General features: G+C 65.7%; 16 protein-coding genes and 1 pseudogene. 13 read left to right on the top strand and 4 right to left on the bottom strand.

What is annotated here, in order from left to right; translation table 11 throughout:
• Window positions 1-21: 21 nt before the first annotated feature.
• Window positions 22-1,842 carry a putative bifunctional diguanylate cyclase/phosphodiesterase gene (locus IN820_RS02065; protein ID WP_193679385.1) on the bottom strand — a complete coding sequence of 607 codons (1,821 nt, stop codon included), beginning with the start codon at window positions 1,840-1,842 and terminating at the stop codon, window positions 22-24.
• 47 nt (window positions 1,843-1,889) lie between these two features.
• On the bottom strand, window positions 1,890-3,518 hold the full coding sequence (locus IN820_RS02070) for a methyl-accepting chemotaxis protein (RefSeq protein ID WP_193679386.1): 1,629 nt from the start codon (window positions 3,516-3,518) through the stop codon (window positions 1,890-1,892).
• 234 nt (window positions 3,519-3,752) lie between these two features.
• Between IN820_RS02070 and IN820_RS02075 the strand changes: the two genes are divergently transcribed.
• A complete protein-coding gene (locus IN820_RS02075) occupies window positions 3,753-4,094 on the top strand; it encodes a helix-turn-helix domain-containing protein (protein WP_235989050.1) in 342 nt (113 codons plus the stop codon).
• A gap of 668 nt (window positions 4,095-4,762) precedes the next feature.
• On the opposite strand, the gene IN820_RS02080 is transcribed toward IN820_RS02075, so the two are convergent.
• Window positions 4,763-5,071 carry a class I SAM-dependent methyltransferase gene (locus tag IN820_RS02080; RefSeq protein WP_193679388.1) on the bottom strand — a complete coding sequence of 103 codons (309 nt, stop codon included), beginning with the start codon at window positions 5,069-5,071 and terminating at the stop codon, window positions 4,763-4,765.
• A 536-nt stretch (window positions 5,072-5,607) separates the two neighbouring features.
• On the opposite strand from IN820_RS02080, the gene nirB reads away from it, so the two are divergent.
• The 4 genes from nirB to cobA all read left to right on the top strand — a co-directional run bounded on the left by nirB (window position 5,608) and on the right by cobA (window position 12,177).
• Complete coding sequence (nirB, locus tag IN820_RS02085; protein ID WP_193679389.1) at window positions 5,608-8,064, top strand: nitrite reductase large subunit NirB; 2,457 nt, start codon at window positions 5,608-5,610, stop codon at window positions 8,062-8,064.
• A gap of 33 nt (window positions 8,065-8,097) precedes the next feature.
• Entirely contained in the window at window positions 8,098-8,427 is a 330-nt protein-coding gene (nirD, locus tag IN820_RS02090) for a nitrite reductase small subunit NirD (protein ID WP_193679390.1), read from the top strand.
• Between the two features lie 126 nt (window positions 8,428-8,553).
• On the top strand, window positions 8,554-11,259 hold the full coding sequence (locus IN820_RS02095) for a nitrate reductase (protein ID WP_193679391.1): 2,706 nt from the start codon (window positions 8,554-8,556) through the stop codon (window positions 11,257-11,259).
• Window positions 11,260-11,439: 180 nt separating this feature from the next.
• Complete coding sequence (gene cobA / locus IN820_RS02100; RefSeq protein ID WP_193679392.1) at window positions 11,440-12,177, top strand: uroporphyrinogen-III C-methyltransferase; 738 nt, start codon at window positions 11,440-11,442, stop codon at window positions 12,175-12,177.
• A 90-nt stretch (window positions 12,178-12,267) separates the two neighbouring features.
• On the opposite strand, the pseudogene IN820_RS02105 reads toward cobA, so the two are convergent.
• Window positions 12,268-13,374: pseudogene (locus tag IN820_RS02105) on the bottom strand (peroxidase family protein); the annotation flags it as partial.
• 318 nt (window positions 13,375-13,692) lie between these two features.
• Between IN820_RS02105 and IN820_RS02110 the strand changes: the two are divergent.
• The 8 genes from IN820_RS02110 (at window position 13,693) to nuoI (ending at window position 22,886) form a co-directional block, all read left to right on the top strand.
• On the top strand, window positions 13,693-14,100 hold the full coding sequence (locus tag IN820_RS02110; RefSeq protein ID WP_193679393.1) for an NADH-quinone oxidoreductase subunit A: 408 nt from the start codon (window positions 13,693-13,695) through the stop codon (window positions 14,098-14,100).
• Window positions 14,101-14,110: 10 nt separating this feature from the next.
• Window positions 14,111-14,785: a NuoB/complex I 20 kDa subunit family protein gene (locus IN820_RS02115; RefSeq protein WP_193679394.1), complete on the top strand. Its 675-nt coding sequence runs from the start codon at window positions 14,111-14,113 to the stop codon at window positions 14,783-14,785.
• Between the two features lie 65 nt (window positions 14,786-14,850).
• The gene (gene nuoC, locus IN820_RS02120) at window positions 14,851-16,632 is read left to right on the top strand and encodes an NADH-quinone oxidoreductase subunit C/D (RefSeq protein ID WP_193679395.1); all 1,782 of its coding nucleotides are present in this window, start codon (window positions 14,851-14,853) and stop codon (window positions 16,630-16,632) included.
• A gap of 1 nt (window position 16,633) precedes the next feature.
• A complete protein-coding gene (gene nuoE / locus IN820_RS02125; protein ID WP_193679396.1) occupies window positions 16,634-17,128 on the top strand; it encodes an NADH-quinone oxidoreductase subunit NuoE in 495 nt (164 codons plus the stop codon).
• Window positions 17,125-18,471, top strand: coding sequence for an NADH-quinone oxidoreductase subunit NuoF (gene nuoF / locus IN820_RS02130; protein ID WP_193679397.1), 1,347 nt, complete (start codon window positions 17,125-17,127; stop codon window positions 18,469-18,471). The genes nuoE and nuoF overlap by 4 nt, the downstream gene beginning before the upstream one ends.
• Before the next feature lie 135 nt (window positions 18,472-18,606).
• Window positions 18,607-21,336 carry an NADH-quinone oxidoreductase subunit NuoG gene (nuoG, locus tag IN820_RS02135; protein WP_193679398.1) on the top strand — a complete coding sequence of 910 codons (2,730 nt, stop codon included), beginning with the start codon at window positions 18,607-18,609 and terminating at the stop codon, window positions 21,334-21,336.
• Window positions 21,333-22,325, top strand: coding sequence for an NADH-quinone oxidoreductase subunit NuoH (gene nuoH / locus IN820_RS02140; RefSeq protein ID WP_193679399.1), 993 nt, complete (start codon window positions 21,333-21,335; stop codon window positions 22,323-22,325). Before nuoG ends, nuoH begins: the two co-directional genes overlap by 4 nt.
• Window positions 22,326-22,337: 12 nt before the next feature.
• Window positions 22,338-22,886 (top strand): NADH-quinone oxidoreductase subunit NuoI, encoded by a 549-nt coding sequence (nuoI, locus tag IN820_RS02145; RefSeq protein ID WP_193679400.1) that lies wholly within the window; start codon window positions 22,338-22,340, stop codon window positions 22,884-22,886.
• Window positions 22,887-23,187 lie beyond the last annotated feature (301 nt).

Genomic DNA, 23,187 nt, shown 5'->3' on the forward strand with positions numbered 1-23,187 from the left:
TTGATGATCTGCGGGGATGCCTCAGTCAGGGATGAGCGCATCGGCAAGGCGCTTCGCCTGCCCAGGCCTGGCGGCCAGCCACGCCTCCAGCTCCGCGGGTGGCAGTGGCGCGGAGAACAGATACCCCTGCCCCACCTGATAGCCCAGCTGTTCCAGGATGCGCCGCTGCGCCTCGGTCTCGACCCCTTCGGCCACCACCGACAGCCGCAGGCTCTCGCCGAGGTGGAGCACGGCATCGCTCAGGGTCCGGCTGGCACCATCGTGCTCCAGATCGAAGACGAAGCTGCGATCCAGTTTGAGCTCCTGCACCGGCAGGCGATGCAGGTGGCTCAGGCTGGAAAAGCCGGTGCCGAAATCGTCCATCGACAGCAGGACGCCCTGGGCGTGGACCTCGCGAAGTATCTTCAGAAAAGAGGGGTTGGTGTCCATCAACACGCTTTCGGTTATTTCCAGCATCAGCTCGGCGGGCCGGATTCCGTGCTGCGCGAGCGTGCGGGCAATCGTCGCCGGCAAGTCGGCATCGTGAAAGTTCGAGGGCGACAGGTTGACCGATATCGCCGGAATCGCCAGCCCTCGACGCCGCCAGTCAGCCAGTTGGCGACAGGCTTCGTGCAGCACCCAGCGCCCGAGTTCGTCGATCAGCCCGCACTGTTCCGCCAGGACAACGAAGCGGGCGGGCGATATATCGCCCAGTTGCGGATGATGCCAGCGAGCCAGCGCTTCCACGCCACGCAACCGACCGTCCTTGAAATAGACCTGCGGCTGGTAATGCAGCCGCAGCTGATTCCGTTCGATGGCGACCCGCAGCGCCTCTTCCAGCGACAGCTCCACAGCCGAGCGTTTCAGTTCCTCGCTGAAGAAACAGAAGCGGCCCAGTCCGCAAGCCTTCGCCCGTTGCATGGCCATGTCGGCACGATGGATCAGCGTATCGATGTCCTGCCCGTCGCCGGGAAACAGGCTGATCCCCAGGCAGGCCGACAATCCGAGCGGTACGTCGGCAATCCGGCAAGGCCTGCTCAGGGCCGCCAGCAGGCAGCGCGCCGATGCAGCGGCCTGCTCGGCATCGCAGTACGGCACCACCAGCGCGAATTCGTCCGCCGACAGGTGGGCGACGATATCGCAGAAACGCCGGCCCTCCTCCAGGCGCCGGGCGACGAGGCGCAGCAATTCATCGCCACCGGGCTGACCGAGGGCATGGTTGATCCGCTTGAAGCGGTCGAGGTCGATGACCAGCACTGCGAGCGGGCTCCTGTCGCGCTGCGCCCGGGCGATGGCCTGCTCGGCCCGGACCTGCAGCAGGCGGCGGTTGGGTAGTCCGGTCAGCTCGTCGTAGAACGCCAGCCGATCGATTCGCGTGCGGCTTTCCTCGCGCTCCAGGGCCAGGGCACAGAGCGGGAGGCAGGTATCGATCAGGCGCCGATGCAGCGCAGTAAGCGTAGCCGTCTGCTGCGGCTGTATCGCCAGCATGGCGAGCACCCGGCCATCGCCGGACCGTACCGGTGCCGCCCAGAAGCGTTTCGCTCCGTGCGACACGCCGAGGTCATGCAGGCCCGGTTGCGCCGCATCTTCTGTACCAACCGCCAGCGCGTCGTCTGCAATACCGTACAGGCTGTCGATGGCCAGCCCCTCCAGCGCCAGGATCTGCCGGGCAGACAGGCCGGAGCCAGCCAGCGGACGCAACGCCCCCTGCTCGTCGGCGCGCAGAATGAAGGCGATGATATCCGGGGCGATGCGCTCGATCTCCTGGCAGATCAGGGTCACCTGCTCCTGCAGGGAGACCGCCCGCAGCAGGCTGGCAATCGCCTTGCGGGTCAGGTCCATGAGTTCGCGTGCGCTTGGCATAAGACGGTTCTCTGATGGCCTCTGCTCGAAGGAATGGGCTGGCGACCTTAGAGCTTGAAGTGCATCACCATCTCATTGAGCTCCACCGCCAGGCGCGACAGCTCGTTACTGGCCGCACTGGTCTGGTTGGCGCCCGCCGCGGCGCCGGTGGAAAGGTCGCGGATATTGATCAGGTTGCGATCCACTTCGCGCGTCACCTGGGCCTGCTCCTCCGCCGCACTGGCGATCACCAGGTTGCGTTCGCTGATCTGCATCACGCTCTGGAAGATATCCTCCAGCGCCTGGCCCGCACTGCGGGTCGAATCCAGCGAGGACCGGGCCCTGCGGGTGCTGACCGTCATCGACTCGACGGCCTCCTCGGTGCCGTTGCGGATACGGTCGATCATCTGCTCGATCTCACCGGTCGATTGCTGGGTCCGCTGGGCCAGGGTGCGCACTTCGTCGGCGACCACGGCGAAACCACGCCCGGCCTCGCCGGCACGCGCAGCTTCGATGGCGGCGTTGAGCGCCAGCAGGTTGGTCTGCTCCGACACCGCACGGATCACGTCGAGCACCTTGCCGATGCTATACGCCTGCTCGGCCAATTCCCGCACCAGTTGCGAGGTGCCCTCGATATCCTGGGTCATGGCCTCCACCTCGGCGAGGGTGGCCTGAACCTGGACGCGGCTCTGCTGCGCCAGTTCATTGGAGTCGTTCGAGGCTTGCGCCGTGGACACCGCATTGCGCGCCACTTCGTCCACGGCGGTGGTCATCTCGTTCACTGCGGTCGCCGCCTGCTCCAGTTCCTGGTGCTGCTGGTGCAATCCGCGATTGGATTCCTCGGTGACGGCACTGAGTTCTTCGGCCGCCGAGGCGAGCTGGTTCGACGAATTGGTGATCCTGCCGATCGTTTCGCGCTGACTGTCCTGCATGCGTGCGAGCGAGGCGAACAGCACGCCGATCTCGTTGGTGGAGCGCACCTCGATCCGGCTGGTCAGATCGCCCGTGGCGATGCGGCCGAAGATGCTGCCGACTTCACGTAGCGGCACGAGCACGCGGGTAGCGATGAACCATCCGCAGCCAGCCGCCAGCAACAGGGTAACGAGGGTCAGGACGATGGCCTCGGTCAAGGCCAGGGCATAACGATCATGGGCGTCCTGCATGACCGCAGCGGTATGGCTGTCCATGCGCTGCTCATAGGCCTGCAGCGCCTTGTCGAAGCCGTCGTTCGCCGCACGGGCCGTCAGGTTGACCTCGATGTAGCGGCTTTGCGAACCGGCTTGCAGCGCCCGCAGCTGTTCTTCCAGGGTCGCCTGGTAGGCGACGAACGCCTGCTGCAGGTTCTGCTCGAGAGCCTGCCAGGAATCCCCGGCGCTGTTGCCGATGAATGCGGCGAAGGCGGCGTCCGCCTCGTCGACCAGTCTCTGGGTGATGGCCAGGGTGGCCTGCGCCTTGTCCAGCTCCCCGGCGCTGGTCTCCAGGAAGGCTCCGGCCAGGCCGACACGGGCGCGCAACAGGCGCGCATAGGCCTTCTGCAACTGGCCGCCGCGCTCGATCCCCTGCTGATACAGGTTCTGGATCTGCTCCATGCTGGTCTTGGCGCCTCTCCAGGCGGTGAACGTCGACACCAGCAGGGCCGCAATCAGCGTGAGAAGGACGATCGATATCCCTGTGCGTATTTTCAAGTTGGCCAGCATTCCATTTCCCCGTGAAAGCTCCGGCAGCGCTCTCTAGATAGCGCCTCAAGGGCACAACTATCGCTCCCCGCTGTGAGGAGGGTCAACAGCAAAATGACTTATAGCGTCTATCATGTAGACGTTAAACGTCCTTCGCTTGTGGCGCTTGCACTCAGAAAATAACTCAAAACGTCATATGCAATGACGTGAGAGGCCAAGCGCATGAAGGACAGAGGATTGATATACGAGGTGGGCATGGTGATCGCCGTCCGCCGCAAGGCCAAAGGGCTGACCCAGGCACAGGTAGCAGAAATCATGGGCGTCGAGAAGGAAACGATCAGCCGCATGGAAAACGGCGTGATATCACCGACACTACCCCGGCTGCAGCAGATCGCCGACATTCTGGAATGTTCGCCGAGCGATCTTTTCCGCACCGGCCCCACCAACGCTGCCGACCACGCCCAGTCCATCGGGGAAATGATTCAGGACCTGCCCGAAAACGAACGGATGCTGGTGGTGAGTTTCGTCAGCGAGGTGGTCAAGGTATTCAAGGCCAGGGGGACGCCATGTGGTAAGGAGGAAGATGCCGCGCGCTGATGGCCGGCAATGGCCGCGCATTGCAGTTGAAGGACTGGCAAGTTCAGGTGAGCAGGACGTCAGCCCTGCGGTGCGCGGAGTATCTACGAAACGCCCGGGCACCGCAGCGGGACGGGCCCATCGCTGCCGTCCCTTTCGTCGCCAGCCGCCTGGCTGCAGCTCGTAGCGGAATATCAACGGCTCTGGATGTTTGTTGGGTGGGGGCGCCTAGCCTGAGCCTGCGAAGCCCAACAAGCGAACCAGCCGGCTAGCGCACAGGCCGGGCGGACAGCCCACCTGAAATCCGCAGCATCAAGCCCACCCCACACGAAAGCACCGCCTGGCATCACGTTCGCTGGGCTTCGTTACGTTCAACCCGACTTGCGAAGCTGGAGCTTCTGGCACCTGTATGCACCCAAGCGTGGCTCATTGCGCGGGGGTGCCGAGGCCTGCGCAACAAGCGCCGGTTCGTAGGGTGGGCAACGGCGAAGCCTTGCCCACGCGTCTGCCGGGCATGAACGCGGATCACCCTTTTGCCCACCGTAGGAGCCCGCTTGCAGGCGATCGGCCGCAACGCCGATGATCGCCGGCAAGGACTCGGCGTCCCTCCGGGCTCCTACGGGCGCGGTGTGCACAGGCGGCTTGCTCGGGAGTGATCTGAGGCTGCCCCCTGAAGCCCGTGCAGACCACTAGCGCCGGACGATCAACCCTTGCCGCGCCACCCGTGTCAACTCGCGGATACAGTCCTGCAACGCTTCGGCCGCAGGCGCCTGGATCACCGCCAGGTCGAAGCTGTCGCTGGCGAAACGTGCCAGCGATTCATCCGCCGTAGCGAACTGCACGAGCAATGCCCTGGCTTTGCCGTTGCGGCGCGGCCAGCCGTCGAGGTAGCGCAGCAGGGACGGCTGGTGGGCACCGCCGAGAAGGACTTTGGAATGGGATCGGATCGGCCCGCTGGTGATCGGGGCCAGGCGCAACTGGGCGTGCTTCACGTTCATGCTGTTCGACTTCCGCCTCGAGAATTCCGCTGGGCAGCGGTGGGAGGCGACACCGGAACCAGCGCTTTAGCGGTATTTCGAAGCCATCGGCTCCAGGCGCCCCGCAAGTAGCTGACTAAATCGGCGCATGGGCGAAACTTTAGGAAGCCGACCGCCAACTGTCAATCGGCAATATCCGCCCAGCCCATCCAGCGAGTGGCTGGCGGCCGTCGCCATTGGGCTGCCCTGCCCGCCCGAATATGCACCATGGCAGCGCAAACCTGCCGCATAAGGGTGCATCTCGAGCACCGTCCCGGTTCGCAGAGCCGCTCATAACCTATTGAAACAAGGGTTTTGCCAAGTTGGCACAACCTCTGCAAAGCGAATGGCGAAGAAAACATACGACCTGACCCTCAACGTGGAGCGGCAGGTTTCCCGACTGAGCGGGACACGGACAAAGGCGTCCTCACTGGGTAACCAGTGGGACGCCTTTTTTGTTGTTGAAATTTTGGGGCCGGGTAACGGCAACCGTCAGACGCTCCGGCGCGGAGAACGGCATGAAGAAACTCAAACTGGTGATGATCGGTAACGGCATGGCCGGCGTGCGGACGCTGGAAGAACTGCTCAAGCTCACCTCCGATCTCTACGACATCACGGTGTTCGGCGCCGAGCCGCACCCGAACTACAACCGCATCCTGCTCTCCCCGGTACTGGCTGGCGAACAGCAGTTCGAAGAGATCGTGCTCAACGATCTGAACTGGTACGCCGAGAACGACATCCGCCTCATGCTCAACCGCAAGGTAGTGGAGATCGACCGGGTCAAACGCCGGGTCATCGCCGACGACGGCAGTGAGGCCGAATACGATCGCCTGCTCATCGCCACAGGTTCCAATCCCTTCATCCTACCGATCCCCGGCAACCAGTTGCAGGGCGTGATTGGCTACCGCGACATCGCCGACACTCAGGTGATGATGGAAACCGCCAGAACCCACAAGCACGCGGTGGTCATCGGTGGCGGCCTGCTCGGCCTCGAGGCGGCCAACGGCCTCAAGCTGCGCGGCATGGACGTCACCGTGGTGCACATCGGCGACTGGCTGATGGAGCGCCAGCTGGACAGGACCGCCGGCACCCTGCTGCAGAGTGCGCTGGAAAGCCGCGGCCTGAAGTTCCTGCTGCCCAAGCACACCGCCGAGCTGCTGGACAACGGCGAAGGCCGGGTCTGCGCGGTCAAGTTCAAGGATGGCGACGTGATCCCCGCGGACCTGGTGGTGATGGCCGCCGGCATTCGACCCAACAGCGAACTGGCCGAGCAGGCCGGCATCCCCTGCAACCGCGGCATCCTGGTCAACGACACCCTGCAAACCTATGACCCGCGCATCTATGCCGTGGGCGAATGCGCCAACCATCGCGGCACCGCCTATGGCCTGGTCGCGCCGCTGTTCGAACAGGCCAAGGTCTGCGCCAACCATCTGGCCATGCTCGGCTTCTCCCGCTACCTGGGTTCGGTGACCTCGACCAAGCTCAAGGTGACCGGCATCGACCTGTTCTCCGCTGGCGACTTCATCGGTGGCGAGGGGACCGAAACCATCACCCTTTCCGACCCCATCGGCGGCGTCTACAAGAAGCTGGTGATCAAGGACGACGTACTGGTCGGTGCCTGCCTCTATGGCGACACCGCCGACGGCGGCTGGTACTTCCGCCAGGTGCGCGAGGGGCAGAACGTCAGCGAGATCCGCGATCATCTGATGTTCGGCGAGAATGCCATCGGCGATGCCGGGCATCAGGGCCAGAGCAAGGCCATGTCGATGCCCGACGATATGGAAGTCTGCGGCTGCAACGGCGTGTGCAAGGGCACCATCGTCAAGGCGATCCAGGAACACGGCCTGTTCTCGGTAGACGAGGTGAAGAAGCACACCAAGGCCGCCAGCTCCTGCGGCTCCTGCGCCGGCCTGGTCGAGCAGATCCTGATCAACACCGTCGGCGGCGCGGCGGACGTCAAGCCGAAGAGCGAGAAGGCCATCTGCGGTTGCAGCGATCTCAACCACGGCCAGGTGCGCAAGGCCATTCGCGAGCACCACCTGACCAGCATCCCGGCGGCCATGGCCTTCATGGAATGGCGCACGCCGAACGGCTGCGCCACCTGCCGGCCGGCGCTGAACTACTACCTGATCTCGACCTGGCCGGGCGAAGCCAAGGACGATCCGCAATCGCGCTTCATCAACGAACGCGCCCACGCCAACATCCAGAAGGACGGCACCTACTCCGTGGTGCCGCGGATGTGGGGCGGGGTCACCAACGCCGCCGAATTGCGGCGCATCGCCGACGTGGCGGACAAGTACCAGGTGCCCATGGTCAAGGTCACCGGCGGCCAGCGCATCGACCTGCTCGGCATCAGGAAGGAAGACCTGCCCGGCGTCTGGAAGGACCTGGATATGCCCTCCGGCCACGCCTACGGCAAGTCCATCCGCACCGTGAAGACCTGCGTCGGCAGCGAGTTCTGCCGCTTCGGTACGCAGAACTCGACGCAGATGGGCATCGACCTGGAGCACGCGCTGTTCAACATGTGGTCGCCGCACAAGGTCAAGCTGGCGGTCTCCGGCTGCCCGCGCAACTGCGCCGAATCCGGCATCAAGGACGTCGGCATCATCGGCGTCGATTCCGGCTGGGAGCTGTACATCGGCGGCAACGGCGGCATCAAGACCGAGGCCGGCGAGTTCTTCGTCAAGGTGAAGACTGCCGAGGACGTCATGGAATACAGCCTGGCGTTCCTGCAGCTCTACCGCGAAGAGGCCTTCTACCTCGAACGCACCGTGCACTACCTGCAGCGCGTCGGCATGGACCACATCAAGAAGGCCGTGCTGGACGACGCCGAGCGGCGCCAGGCGTTGCACCAGCGCCTGCTGTTCTCGCTCTCCTTCGAGCAGGACCCCTGGCAGGAGCAGCTCTCCAAGCCGCAGCTGAAGAAGGAATTCGACCGCATCGCCGTCAAGCAGCTGGAAACCGAAACCGCCTGAGTATCAGCCGGCCACCCTATCTGGAGAAACAGCATGAACTGGCTCGACATCTGCGCACTGGATGAGATCAACCCGCTCGGCTCGCGCATCGTTGCCGGCCCCAAGGGCGACATCGCCATCTTCCGCACCTCGGACGATCAGGTCTTCGCCCTCGACGACCGCTGCCCGCACAAGGGCGGCCCACTGTCGCAGGGGATCATCTACGGCAAGCAGGTCGCCTGCCCGCTGCACAACTGGCAGATCGACCTGCAAAGCGGCGAAGCGCTGGCCCCCGACGTCGGCTGCGCCCATCGCCACGAGGCGCGCATCGAGGCCGGCCGCGTGCTGCTGGCGCTGAATGCGCGCAAGGAATGTGCGGCATAGGACCTGCCCGTAGGGTGGGCTTCAGCCCACCGAGTCACTCGTGGCGAAAGCCGGATAACCGGTGGGCTGAAGGCTGAAGCCCACCCTACAGTCCTAACCCGACGATACTTTCCTGGAGACCACGCCATGCGTATGACAACCGCCTCGACCTGCTGCTACTGCGGCGTCGGCTGTGGCGTGCTGATCGAGCACGACGGCGAGCGCATCCTCGACGTGGCCGGCGATCCCAGCCATCCGGCCAACTTCGGCAAACTCTGCAGCAAGGGCTCGACCCTGCACCTGACCGGCGACCTCGATGCCCGCGCGCTCTACCCCGAGCTGCGCCTGGGCAAGGGCCTGGCCCGCAGCCGCACCGACTGGGACAGCGCGCTGGAGCATGCCGCCAATGTGTTCGCCGAAACCATCCGCGAACACGGCCCCGACAGCGTCGCCTTCTATGTCTCCGGGCAGTTGCTGACCGAGGATTACTACGCCTTCAACAAGCTGGCCCGCGCGCTGGTCGGCACCAATAACCTGGATTCCAACTCCCGGCTGTGCATGTCCTCGGCGGTGGTCGGCTACAAGCGCAGCCTCGGCGCCGACGCCCCGCCCTGCTCCTACGAGGACATCGAGCAGAGCGACTGCCTGCTGATCGCCGGGAGCAACATGGCCTACGCGCATCCGGTGCTGTTCCGTCGTCTGGAGGAAGCCAAGGCGAAGCGGCCGGACATGACCATCATCGTCGTCGACCCGCGGCGCACCGACACCAGCGAGCTGGCCGACCTGCACCTGCCGATCCTGCCGGGCACCGATGTCGCGCTGTTCCACGGCCTGCTGCATATCCTGATGTGGGAAGGCTGGATCGACCGCCGCTTCATCGACACCCATACCGAAGGCTTCGATGCGCTGAAAAGCCTGGTGCGCGACTATAGCCCGGCCATGGTCGCCGAGCTTTGCGGCATCAGCGTCGACGACCTGCAGAGCTGCGCGCGGCTGATCGGTAGCGCACCGACTTTCCTCAGTCTCTGGTGCATGGGCCTCAACCAGTCCACAGCCGGCAGCGCGAAGAACAGCGCACTGATCAACCTGCACCTGGCCACCGGACAGATCGGCAAGCCGGGCGCCGGGCCTTTCTCGCTCACCGGCCAGCCGAACGCCATGGGCGGCCGTGAAACCGGCAGCCTGTCCAATCTGCTGCCGGGTCATCGCGACGCAACCAATGCCGAACACCGCGCCGAAGTCGCTGACTACTGGGGCGTAGAGCAGTTGCCCAAACAGTCTGGACTTTCCGCCATCGAGCTGTTCGAGGCGGTACGCGACGGGCGCATCAAGGCGCTGTGGATCGCCTGCACCAACCCGGCGCAATCGCTGCCGGACCAGCAGAAGGTTCACCAGGCCCTGGCCGCCTGTCCCTTCGTGGTGGTGCAGGAAGCCTTCTTCACCACCGAAACCTGCCGCCACGCCGATCTCCTGCTGCCAGCCGCCAGCTGGGGCGAGAAGGAAGGCACGGTGACCAACTCCGAGCGCCGCATCAGCCACGTGCGCCGCGCCGTACCTGCACCGGGCGAGGCCCGCGCCGACTGGGCGATCACCTGCGATTTCGCTCGGCGCCTGGAGCGCCGCCTGCGCCCGGAACAGCCGAGCCTGTTCGCCTTCGAGAATGCCGAAACGCTGTTCGAGGAGTACAAACCGCTCACCACCGGCCGCGACCTCGACTACAGCGGCCTGAGCTATGCGTTGATCGACGAGCGCGGTCCGCAGCAATGGCCATTCCCGCCGGGCAGCGAACAGGGCACGCCCCGCCTGTATGCCGACGGCCTCTTCCCCACCGAAAGCGGCCGTGCGCGCTTCGTCGCCGAGCAGTACCAGGCGCCCAAGGAAAAGCGCGAGGCGCGTTTCCCGCTGACCCTCAACACCGGCCGCCTGCGCGACCAGTGGCACGGCATGAGCCGCACCGGCACCGCTGCCCGGCTGTTCGGCCACGTCGAGGAAGCGCTGCTCGGCATGAGTGGCGACGACATGCGCCGACGGCGCCTGCTCGATGGCCAGTTGGTGAAGGTGAGGAGCCGCCGCGGCAGCCTGATCCTGCCGGTACAGAAGGACGACAGCCTGCGCACCGGCCAGGCCTTCCTGCCGATGCACTGGGGCGACCGTTTCCTCAAGGGCCTGGGCAGCAACGTACTGACCCTGGCCAGCGTCGATCCGCTGTCGAAACAGCCCGAACTCAAGCATGCCGGCATCGAGGTGGAAGCGGTCGAGCTGCCCTGGCAGTTCTTCGCCCTGGTGGAAGGCTCGGTACAGGAACGCTTCGAGGCGCTGCGGCCGCTGTTCGAGCGGTTCGCCTACGCCAGCTTCAGCCTTGGCGGACGCGAGCGGCCGGCGCTGCTGATCCGTGCCGCCAGCCACGAGGCGCCTACCGCCGCGGAATTGGAAACCCTCGATCGCCTGCTCGGCCTCGAGGCAGGGCCGGTGCTGGCCTACGACGACCCACGCCGCGCGGTCGGCAAGCGGGTGCGCATCGAGAACGGGCGGATCGTCGCTCTGCGTCTGGCCGGCGAGACCGCCGCGCGCCAGTGGCTCAGGTGCCTCTGGGAAAGCGGCACGGCCGATGCCGAGCTGCGCCGCTGGCTGCTGGCCCCGCTCAGCGCGCCGCCGGGCGGCGCCGCGGTGAGCACCGAACGCACGCTGTGCAACTGCATGAACGTCAGCCAGAGCACGGTCCGCGCCGGCATCGAGCGTGGCCTCGACCTCGCCGGGCTCAAGCAGGAACTGGGCTGCGGCACCAGCTGCGGCTCGTGCGTACCGGAAATCAAACGGTTATTGGCACAGGCAGCCTTGCCAGCGAGTGCCTAGATGCCTGAGCGAACGTAGGGCGGGTTGCAACCCGCCGTTCGTGGCACATGGCAGCTCCATACCGGCGGGTTTCACCCGCCCTACGATCCGCCAAGCGGTGCGCGGAGCGTACCCACGAAAACGCAGCCCCACAGGATGCGCTACGCGCACCGGGCATGACACAACGATGAGGAAGCACATATGAGCGCAAAAGTCTGGCTGGTAGGTGCCGGCCCCGGCGATCCCGAGTTGCTGACCCTCAAGGCGGTACGCGCACTGGGCGAAGCCGATATCGTCATGATCGACGATCTGGTCAACCCTGCCGTACTCGAACACTGCCCGGATGCCCGGGTGATTGCGGTGGGCAAGCGCGGCGGCTGCCGCTCCACGCCGCAGGCCTTCATCCACCGGCTGATGCTGCGTTACGCCCGGCAAGGCAAGTGCGTGGTGCGCCTCAAGGGTGGCGACCCCTGCATCTTCGGCCGTGGCGGCGAGGAAGCCGAATGGCTCGGCGCGCGCGGCATCGAGGTCGAACTGGTCAATGGCATCACCGCCGGGCTGGCCGGCGCCACCCAATGCGGAATATCCCTGACCCAGCGCGGCATCGCCCGCGGCGTGACCCTGGTGACTGCGCACACCCTGGACGACAGCAGCCCCGAATGGCAGGCCCTGGCGCAGAGCGGCACCACGTTGGTGGTCTACATGGGCGTCAGCAGGCTGGAACAGGTGCAGGCGGGCCTGCTCGAAGGCGGCCTCGCCGCCTCGACGCCAGTGGCGATGATCGAGAACGCCTCGTTGCCGCAGCAGCGCGAATGCCGCTCAAGCCTGGCCGGCATGTGCCGCGATGCCCTGGCTTTCCAGCTAAAGAGTCCGGCGATCCTGGTGATCGGCGAAGTCGCTGCGCAAGCTGCCATGCAGGCCCTGAGCCGGAGCGCCTGAGCGGCGAAGCACGGCAGCGACCTGCGGAGAAATCAACGCAAAACGCCCCNCGACCGGGGCGCTGCATGGGCCAGCCTCGCGTCCGCTCGATCAGATGTCGAAGCGATCCAGATTCATGGCCTTGGTCCATGCCTTGACGAAGTCGTCGATGAACTTCGCCTTGGCGTCGCTGGCGGCATAGAACTCGGAGAGCGCCCGCAGCTCCGAGTTGGAGCCGAACACCAGGTCGACCGGGGTCGCGGTCCACTTGATTTCGCCAGTCTTGCGGTCGCGGCCTTCGTACAACCCGTCGGTCGAGGATTTCGACCAGGCGGTCGACATGTCGACGAGGTTGACGAAGAAGTCGTTCGACAGCGTACCCGGACGGCTGGTGAGCACGCCGTGCCTGGTGCCGCCGGTGTTGGCCTCGAGTGCACGCAGGCCGCCGACGAGCACGGTCATTTCCGGTGCGGTGAGCGTCAACAGGTTGGCCTTGTCGACCAGCGCTTCGGCCGGCGAGAGACGGGCGTCCTTGCTGTAGTAGTTGCGGAAGGCGTCGGCCCTGGGCTCCAGCACGGCGAAGGAATTGACGTCGGTCTGGTCCCGCATGGCGTCCATGCGGCCCGGTATGAACGGTACCTTGACGTCGTAGCCGCCCTTCCTGGCGGCGGATTCGACGGCGTCAGAGCCGGCCAGCACGATCACGTCGGCGAGCGAAACCTTCTTGCCGCCCTTCAGGCCGGCGTTGAAGTCCTTCTGGATGCTTTCCAGCTTGCCCAGCACTTTCGCCAGTTCGGCCGGGTCGTTGGCATCCCAGTCCTTCTGCGGGGCGAGACGGACGCGCGCGCCGTTGGCGCCGCCACGCATGTCGGAACCGCGGAACGAAGCGGCCGAGGCCCAGGCGCTGCGCACGAGTTCGCCGGTGGTGAGGCCCGAGGCGAGGACCTTGCCCTTGAGCGCCTCGGTCTCCTTGGCGTCGATCAGCTTGTGGTCGAGCGCCGGGATCGGGTCCTGCCAGATCAGATCTTCCTTGGGCACGTCGGCGCCGAGGTAGCGCGTGCGCGGGCCGAGGTCACGGTGGGTCAGCTTGAACCAAGCCTTGGCGAAGGCCCGCTCGAATTCCTTCGGGTTCTCCAGGAAGCGACGCGCGATCTTCTCGTAGGCCGGGTCGAAGCGCAGCGAGAGGTCGGTGGTGAACATGATCGGCGCATGGCGCTTGCCCTGCACCGGCGATCCGCACTACAGCATCCACCGTGAACACAACCAAGAAATGCGCGAACGGACACACCACCCCGTCCGCTGCGCTCATGGGCTGCAACCTGCGCCGCGATTGATTTGACGCCAGATCATCGCCCGCTCCTGCCATGGGAGGCGATAGAGTCAATCAATAAAACGGACGAATTGATTCAATAAGTTTCATGCAGAAACATATATTTACTATTTTTAGAAGCATAGAATGCCTGCCCATCGACAGGGCGACAAATCGCCCCAGCCACAGGCTGGACATTCCAACGCCGTTCCGTTAAGGGGCCCGGCATGCCTGATGTTTCCACGGCCCATCATTGGGGCTTCGCTATTTTTCTGCTTGGCGTTCTGGGCCTTTGTGCCTTCATGCTCGGCGTATCCAGCCTGCTCGGCAGCAAGGCATGGGGACGCAGCAAGAACGAGCCCTTCGAATCCGGCATCGTCCCCACCGGCGGCGCCCGGCTGCGTTTCTCGGCAAAATTCTATCTGGTCGCGATGCTCTTCGTGATCTTCGACGTCGAAGCCCTATATCTCTTTGCCTGGGCCGTCTCGGTGCGCGAAAGCGGCTGGGCGGGCCTCATTGAAGCTACCGTATTCATAGCAATTCTGTTGGCGGGTCTTGTCTACCTCTGGCGGGTCGGGGCGCTCGATTGGGCGCCCACGAGCCGTCGCGAACGACAGGCGAAGCTAAAACAATGAGGCTTTTCCCATGCAATACAAACTTACCCGGATCGATCCGGAGGCGGCCAACGACCGCTATCCGATCGGCCAGCAGGAGACTGTTGCCGACCCGCTAGAAGGACAGGTTCATCGCAACATCTTCATGGGCAAGCTGGAGGATGTGCTGAGCAATGCGGTCAACTGGGGACGCAAGAATTCCCTGTGGCCGTATAACTTCGGCCTGTCCTGCTGCTACGTGGAGATGACGACCGCCTTCACCGCGCCGCACGACATCGCCCGCTTCGGCGCCGAGGTGATCCGGGCCTCCCCGCGCCAGGCCGATTTCATGGTCATCGCCGGCACCTGCTTCATCAAGATGGCGCCGATCATCCAGCGTCTCTACGAACAAATGCTCGAGCCCAAGTGGGTCATCTCGATGGGCTCGTGCGCCAACTCCGGTGGTATGTACGACATCTACTCGGTCGTTCAGGGGGTCGACAAATTCCTCCCCGTGGACGTGTACATACCGGGCTGCCCGCCCCGCCCCGAGGCGTTCCTGCAGGGATTGCAACTGCTGCAGGACTCCATCGGCAAGGAGCGCAGGCCGCTGTCCTGGGTCGTCGGCGATCAAGGCATCTACCGTGCCGAGATGCCGTCGCAGAAGGAACAGCGGCGCGAACAGCGTATCCAGGTCACCAACCTGCGCAGCCCCGACGACGTGTGAGCCCTGCGTTTTCCTGACAGGAACGCCCTCTCACGCCCCGACGTTGACCGAAAGCGATCGAGACCATGACTGCAGACAGCGCTCTGTACATCCCGCCTTACCAGGCTGACGACCAGCACATCGTCGTCGAACTGAATGCGCGCTTCGGCGCCGAAACCTTCACCCTGCAGCCGACCCGCACCGGCATGCCGGTCCTCTGGGTGCCGCGCGAACGGCTCATCGAGGTGCTGACCTTCCTGCGCCAGGTGAGCAAGCCCTACGTGATGCTCTATGACCTGCACGGGGTCGACGAACGCCTGCGCACCCACCGCCAGGGCCTGCCGCCGGCCGACTTCAGCGTCTTCTACCACCTGATGTCGCTGGAGCGGAACAGCGACGTGATGATCAAGGTGGCGCTCTCCGAGGGGGACCTGAACGTACCGACCGCCACCGGTATCTGGCCGAATGCCAACTGGTACGAGCGCGAAGTCTGGGACATGTACGGCATCACCTTTGCCGGCCACCCGCTGCTGACCCGCGTGCTGATGCCGCCGACCTGGGAAGGCCACCCGCTGCGCAAGGACTACCCGGCGCGCGCCACCGAGTTCGATCCGTTCAGCCTGACCGCCGCCAAGCAGGACCTGGAGCAGGAAGCCCTGCGCTTCAAGCCCGAGGACTGGGGGATGAAGCGCGGCAGCGAGCACGAGGACTACATGTTCCTCAACCTCGGCCCCAACCACCCTTCGGCCCATGGTGCGTTCCGTATCATCCTGCAGCTCGATGGCGAGGAGATCGTCGACTGCGTGCCGGAGATCGGTTACCACCATCGCGGCGCCGAGAAGATGGGCGAGCGCCAGAGCTGGCACAGCTACATCCCCTACACCGACCGCATCGACTACCTGGGCGGGGTGATGAACAACCTGCCCTACGTGCTGGCGGTGGAGAAGCTGGCCGGGATCACCGTGCCGTCGCGCGTCGAGTTCATCCGCGTGATGATGGCCGAGTTCTTCCGCATCCAGAACCACCTGCTCTACCTCGGCACCTACATCCAGGACGTCGGCGCCATGACGCCGGTGTTCTTCACGTTCACCGACCGCCAGCGCGCCTACAAGGTGATCGAGGCCATCACCGGCTTTCGCATGCACCCGGCCTGGTACCGCATCGGCGGCGTCGCCCACGACCTGCCGCGCGGCTGGGACCGCCTGGTGCGCGAATTCCTCGACTGGATGCCCAAGCGCCTGGCCGAATACGAGAAGGCCGCGCTGAAGAACAGCATCCTCATCGGCCGCACCAAGGGCGTGGCCGCCTACACCACCAAGGAAGCCCTGGAATGGGGCACCACGGGCGCCGGCCTGCGCGCCACGGGCTGTGACTTCGACATCCGCAAGGCGCGCCCCTATTCGGGCTACCAGCACTTCGAGTTCGAAGTGCCGCTGGCCGTGAACGGCGACGCCTACGACCGCTGCATGGTCAAGATGGGCGAGATGCGCGAAAGCCTGCGGATCATCGAGCAGTGTCTCGAACATATGCCCGAAGGTCCCTACAAGGCCGATCACCCGTTGACCACGCCGCCGCCGAAGGAACGCACGCTCCAGCACATCGAGACCATGATCACGCACTTCCTGCAGGTGTCCTGGGGCCCGGTGATGCCGGCTAACGAAAGTTTCCAGATGATCGAGGCGACCAAGGGCATCAACAGCTACTACCTGACCAGCGACGGCAGCACCATGAGCTACCGCACGCGCATCCGCACGCCCAGCTTCCCGCACCTGCAGCAGATCCCCTCGGTGATCCGCGGCAGCATGGTCGCGGACCTGATCGCCTATCTGGGCAGCATCGATTTCGTCATGGCCGACGTGGACCGCTGACATGAACACGCTTATCCAGACAGACCGTTTCGTCCTCAGCGACGCCGAGCGCTCGGCCATCGAGCACGAGACGCACCATTACGAAGACCCGCGCGCGGCCAGCATCGAAGCGCTGAAGATCGTGCAGAAGGCCCGCGGCTGGGTGCCGGACGGTGCCGCCGAGGCCATCGGCGCGATCCTCGGCATCCCCGCCAGCGATATCGAGGGCGTGGCCACCTTCTACAGCCAGATATTCCGCCAGCCTGTGGGCCGCCACGTCATCCGCGTCTGCGACAGCATGACCTGCTTCATCGGCGGGCACGAATCGGTGCTCGGCGCCATCGAGCGGCAACTGGGCATCGCCCCCGGGCAGACCACCACCGACGGCCGCTTCACCCTGATCCCGGTGTGTTGCCTGGGCAACTGCGACAAGGCACCGGCGCTGATGATCGACGACGACACCTTCGGCGACGTGCATGCCGATGGCGTCGCCGCGCTACTGGAGGCCTATCCATGAGCGTCACGAAGCAACTGGCCTCCGTCGGCCCGGCCAACCGCATCGCCCGCAGCGAGGAAACCCATCCGCTGACCTGGCGCCTGCGCGACGACGGCGAGCCGGTCTGGCTCGACGAATACCGGCAGAAGAACGGCTACGCCGCCGCGCGCAAGGCCCTGGCCGAGATGGACCAGGCCGACATCGTGCAGAGGGTCAAGGAATCCGGCCTCAAGGGCCGCGGCGGCGCCGGCTTCCCCACCGGCGTGAAATGGGGGCTGATGCCTACCAACGAGGCGCTGAACATCCGCTACCTGCTGTGCAATGCGGACGAGATGGAGCCCAACACCTGGAAGGACCGGTTGCTGATGGAGCAGCTGCCGCACCTCTTGATCGAGGGCATGCTGATCAGCGCCCGCGCGCTCAAGGCCTATCGCGGCTACATCTTCCTGCGCGGCGAATACGTCGATGCGGCGCGCATCCTCAACCGCGCCATCGACGAAGCGAAAGCCGCGGGCCTGCTGGGCAGCAACATCCTGGGCAGCGGCTTCGACTTCGAGCTGTTCGTGCATACCGGGGCGGGGCGCTACATCTGCGGCGAGGAAACCGCGCTGATCAACTCCCTGGAAGGCCGCCGCGCCAATCCGCGGGCCAAGCCGCCGTTCCCCGCCGCCGTCGGCGTCTGGGGCAAGCCGACCTGCGTCAACAACGTCGAGACCCTGTGCAACGTGCCGGCGATCATCGGCAACGGCGTGGACTGGTACAAGTCGCTGGCGCGCCCCGGCAGCGAAGACCACGGCAGCAAGCTGATGGGCTTCTCCGGCAAGGTGAAGAACCCCGGCATCTGGGAACTGCCGTTCGGCATCAGCGCCGGCGAGCTGTTCGAGGATTACGCCGGCGGCATGAAGGATGGCTACATCCTCAAGTGCTGGCAGCCCGGTGGCGCCGGCACCGGCTTCCTGTTGCCCGAGCACCTCGAGGCGCAGATGTACGCCGGCGGCATCGGCAAGGTCGGCACGCGGATGGGCACCGGCCTGGCGCTGGCCGTCGACCACACCATCAACATGGTCTCGCTGCTGCGCAACATGGAGGAATTCTTCGCCCGCGAGTCCTGCGGCTGGTGCACGCCGTGCCGCGACGGCCTGCCGTGGAGCGTGAAGATCCTGCGCGCGCTCGAGCGCGGCCAGGGGACGGAGCAGGACCTCGCCACGCTGCTGCAACTGGTCGACTTCCTCGGCCCCGGCCGCACTTTCTGCGCCCATGCGCCGGGGGCCGTGGAGCCGCTGGGCAGTGCGATCAAGTATTTCCGACATGAGTTCGAGGCGGGAGTCAGCCAAGCGGCTCTCCCCGCCGGACAGCCGGCTTGAACAATTGAAAGATGCTGAAGGCTGGTCGCTGGGCGAAAAAACCACTCGAACCCCGTCCGGCCTCGAGCCTTCAGCCTCGAGCGAAACGTTTTCCTATTAGCCAGACCCGCGCAGGCGGGTGAGAAGACACTAGAAATGGCCACTATCCACGTAGACGGCAAAGCCTACGAGGTCGACGGGGCGGACAACCTGCTGCAGGCCTGCCTGTCCCTCGGACTCGATATCCCCTACTTCTGCTGGCATCCGGCGCTGGGCAGCGTCGGCGCCTGCCGCCAGTGCGCGGTCAAGCAGTACAGCGACGAGAACGACACCCGCGGGCGCCTGGTCATGTCCTGCATGACCCCGGCCACCGACAAGTCCTGGATCGCCATCGACGACGAGGAGGCCAAGGCCTTCCGCGCCAGCGTGGTCGAGTGGCTGATGATCAACCACCCGCACGACTGCCCGGTGTGCGAGGAAGGCGGCCACTGCCACCTGCAGGACATGACGGTGATGACCGGCCACAATCGCCGGCGCTACCGCTTCACCAAACGCACCCACCAGAACCAGGAGCTCGGCCCGTTCATCGCCCACGAGATGAACCGCTGCATCGCCTGCTACCGCTGCGTGCGCTACTACAAGGACTACGCCGGCGGCACCGACCTCGGCGTGTTCGGCGCCCATGACAACGTCTATTTCGGCCGCGTCGAGGACGGTGTGCTGGAAAGCGAGTTCTCCGGCAACCTCACCGAGGTCTGCCCCACCGGCGTATTCACCGACAAGACCCATTCGCAGCGCTACACCCGCAAGTGGGACATGCAGTTCGCCCCGAGCATCTGCCACGGCTGCGCCAGCGGCTGCAACACCAGCCCGGGCGAGCGCTATGGTGAGATCCGCCGGATCGAGAACCGCTTCAACGGCGAGGTGAACCACTACTTCCTCTGCGACCGCGGCCGGTTCGGCTACGGCTACGTCAACCGCAAGGACCGCCCGCGCCAGCCGCTGCTGGTGAAGAAGCAGCTCGTGCTGGGCGTCGACGCCGCGCTGGACAAGGCCGCCGAGCTGCTGGCCGGCCAGCGGACGATCGGCATCGGCTCGCCGCGCGCCAGCCTGGAGAGCAACTACGCCCTGCGCGAACTGGTGGGCGCGGAACACTTCTACGCCGGTATCGCCGCCAGCGAGCTGGAAAACCTGCAGTTGATCCGCGAACTGCTCGAACACGGCCCGCTGCCGACGCCGTCGATACGCGACATCGAAAGCCACGACGCGATCTTCGTCCTCGGCGAGGACCTGACCCAGACCGCCGCGCGGATCGCCCTCGCCCTGCGCCAGGCGGTCAAGGGCAAGGCCGCCGAGATCGCCGCCCAGGCAAAGATTCCCGAATGGCACCAGGCGGCGGTGCAGAACGTCGCCCAGCAGGCGCTGAACCCGCTGTTCATCGCCAGCCTCGCCGAAACCCGGCTCGACGACGTCGCCAGCGAAAGCGTGCAGGCCGCGCCCGCGGACCTCGCCCGCCTGGGCTTCGCCGTCGCCCATGCGATCGACCCGAGCGCCCCGGCGGTGCCCGGCCTGGACGCCGACGCGGCGCAACTGGCCCGGCGTATCGCCGATGCGCTGCTGGCGGCCCGGCGTCCGCTGGTGGTTTCCGGCACGTCGCTCGGTTCCCGGGCCGTCATCGAGGCGGCCGGCAATATCGCCCGGGCGCTGAAGAACCGCGAGAAGAACGGCTCGCTCAGCCTGGTGGTGGCGGAAGCCAACAGCCTGGGCCTGGCGCTGATGCTCGCCGACGAACGGGTCGACCGCTCGGTCGATGCCGCCCTGCGAGCCCTCGTCTCCAACGAGGCCACCGCGCTGGTGGTGCTGGAGAACGATCTCTATCGGCGCGCCGAACGCCGCCGCGTCGATGCCGCACTGGATGCCACCGAGGTGCTGATCGTCGCCGATCATCAGCAGACCGCTACCGCGGCCAGGGCCGACCTGGTCCTGCCGACGGCCAGCTTCGCCGAAGGCGATGGCACCCTGGTCAGCCAGGAAGGCCGCGCGCAGCGCTTCTTCCAGGTCTTCGAGCCGAGCTACTACGACGGCCAGATCCTGATTCGCGAGGGCTGGCGCTGGCTGCACGCCCTGCACGCGACCTGCCAGAAGCGCGCCGTCGACTGGACCCGGCTCGACCCGGTCACCGAAGCCTGCGCCGCGAGCTTCCCGCGCCTGGCCGGCATCCGCGACGCCGCGCCGAAGGCGGACTTCCGCATCAAGGGCCTGAAGCTCGCCCGCGAGCCGCACCGCTACAGCGGTCGCACGGCCATGCGGGCGAACATCGCCGTCAGCGAACCGCGCCAGCCGCAGGACAACGACTCGGCCTTCGCCTACTCCATGGAAGGCTACGCCGGCAGCGCGGAAAACCGTCAGCAGATTCCCTTCGCCTGGTCGCCGGGCTGGAACTCACCGCAGGCCTGGAACAAGTTCCAGGACGAAGTCGGCGGCCACCTGCGCGCCGGCGATCCCGGCGTGCGCCTGCTCGCGCCGAGCGGGCGCTCGCTCGACTGGTTCGCCGTCAACGCCGCCTTCGCCCCGCAGAAGGGCCAGTGGCAGGCCGTGCCGCTGTATCACCTGTTCGGCAGCGAAGAGACCTCGGCGCTCGCCGAGCCGATCCAGGCCCGCATGCCGACGCCCTACGTGGCACTGAACAGGGCCGAAGCCGAGCGCCTGGCGGTCGACGAAGGCGCCCTGCTCAGCCTCGAGCTCGACGGCGACACGCTGCGCCTGCCGCTGCGCATCCTCGACGAACTGGCCGTCGGCCTGGTCGGTCTGCCGGCCGGGCTGCCGGGCATCCCGGCGGTGTTCGCCGGTGCCACGGTCACCGCCCTGAAGGAGGCTGCGCAATGAGCTGGCTGACACCCGAACTGATCGACGTGATCGTCCAGGTCCTCAAGGCCATCGTCATCCTGCTGGTGGTGGTGGTCGCCGGTGCGCTGCTCAGCTTCGTCGAGCGCCGCCTGCTGGGCCTCTGGCAGGACCGCTACGGCCCCAACCGGGTCGGCCCCTTCGGCATGTTCCAGCTCGCCGCGGACATGCTGAAGATGTTCTTCAAGGAGGACTGGACGCCGCCGTTCGTCGACAAGCCGATCTTCACCCTGGCGCCGGTGGTGGCGATGAGCTCGCTGCTGATCGCCTTCGCCGTGGTGCCGGTGACCCCGACCTGGGGCGTGGCGGACCTGAACATCGGCCTGCTGTTCTTCTTCGCCATGGCCGGGCTGACGGTCTACGCGGTGCTGTTCGCCGGCTGGGCGAGCAACAACAAGTTCGCCCTGCTCGGCAGCCTGCGCGCCTCGGCGCAGACGGTGTCCTACGAGGTATTCCTGGGCCTGTCGCTGATGGGCATCGTGGCCCAGGTCGGCTCGTTCAACATGCGCGACATCGTCGAGTACCAGCAGCAGCACCTGTGGTTCATCATCCCGCAGTTCCTCGGCTTCGCCACCTTCTTCATCGCCGGCGTCGCGGTGACCCACCGCCATCCGTTCGACCAGCCCGAGGCCGAGCAGGAGCTCGCCGACGGCTACCACATCGAATACGCAGGCATGAAGTGGGGGATGTTCTTCGTCGGCGAGTACATCGGCATCGTGCTGGTCTCGGCGCTGCTGACCACGCTGTTCTTCGGCGGCTGGCACGGCCCCTTCCTCGATGCCCTGCCATGGCTGTCGTTCGTCTGGTTCGCGCTCAAGACCGGCTTCTTCATCATGCTCTTCATCCTCTTGCGCGCCTCGATTCCGCGGCCGCGCTACGACCAGGTGATGGCCTTCAGCTGGAAGTTCTGCCTGCCGCTGACCCTGCTCAACCTGCTGCTGACCGGCACGCTCGTGCTGGCCACGCAGTAAGGAGGACACGACATGTTCAAGTACATCGGCGACGTGCTGCACGGCACCTACACCCAGTTGCGCAGCCTGGTGATGGTCTTCGGCCATGCCTTTCGCAAGCGCGACACGCTGCAATATCCCGAAGAGCCCGTCTACCTGCCGCCGCGCTACCGCGGCCGCATCGTCCTGACCCGCGATCCCGACGGCGAGGAGCGCTGCGTGGCCTGCAACCTCTGCGCGGTGGCCTGCCCGGTGGCCTGCATCTCCCTGCAGAAGGCCGAGACCGAGGATGGCCGCTGGTATCCGGAGTTCTTCCGCATCAACTTCTCGCGCTGCATCTTCTGCGGGCTGTGCGAGGAGGCCTGCCCGACCACAGCGATCCAGCTCACGCCGGATTTCGAGATGGGCGAGTACAAACGCCAAGACCTGGTGTACGAGAAGGAAGACCTGCTGATCGCCGGTCCCGGCAAGAACCCGGACTACAACTTCTACCGCGTCGCCGGCCTGGCGATCGCCGGCAAACCCAAGGGAGCCGCGCAGGCCGAGGCGGAGCCGATCAACGTCAAGGGACTATTGCCATGATTCGATGTGCTTCGCATTGCCATGGGGCGGTCATCGACTCGTTCAGCCGATCCGTCGCAGGAGCGGGCCATGCCCGCGAAAAAAACAGCCGCACCGATGTGGGGGCCCTGTTCGCAGGCGTGGCCTGCTCCTACGAAAGCGGGCCAGGTGCTGCAGGCTCGCACCGGCGCAGGCGTTCAGCGCTGCGGACACGAGCCAGGGCACGCGGTGCGAAATGGCAACAGACCCCGGACTCGTTCAGCCGATCCGTCGTAGGAGCGGGCCATGCCCGCGAAAAAAACAGCCGCACCGATGTGGGGGC

Source organism: Pseudomonas lopnurensis, assembly GCF_015070855.1.
Taxonomy (GTDB): domain Bacteria; phylum Pseudomonadota; class Gammaproteobacteria; order Pseudomonadales; family Pseudomonadaceae; genus Stutzerimonas; species Stutzerimonas lopnurensis.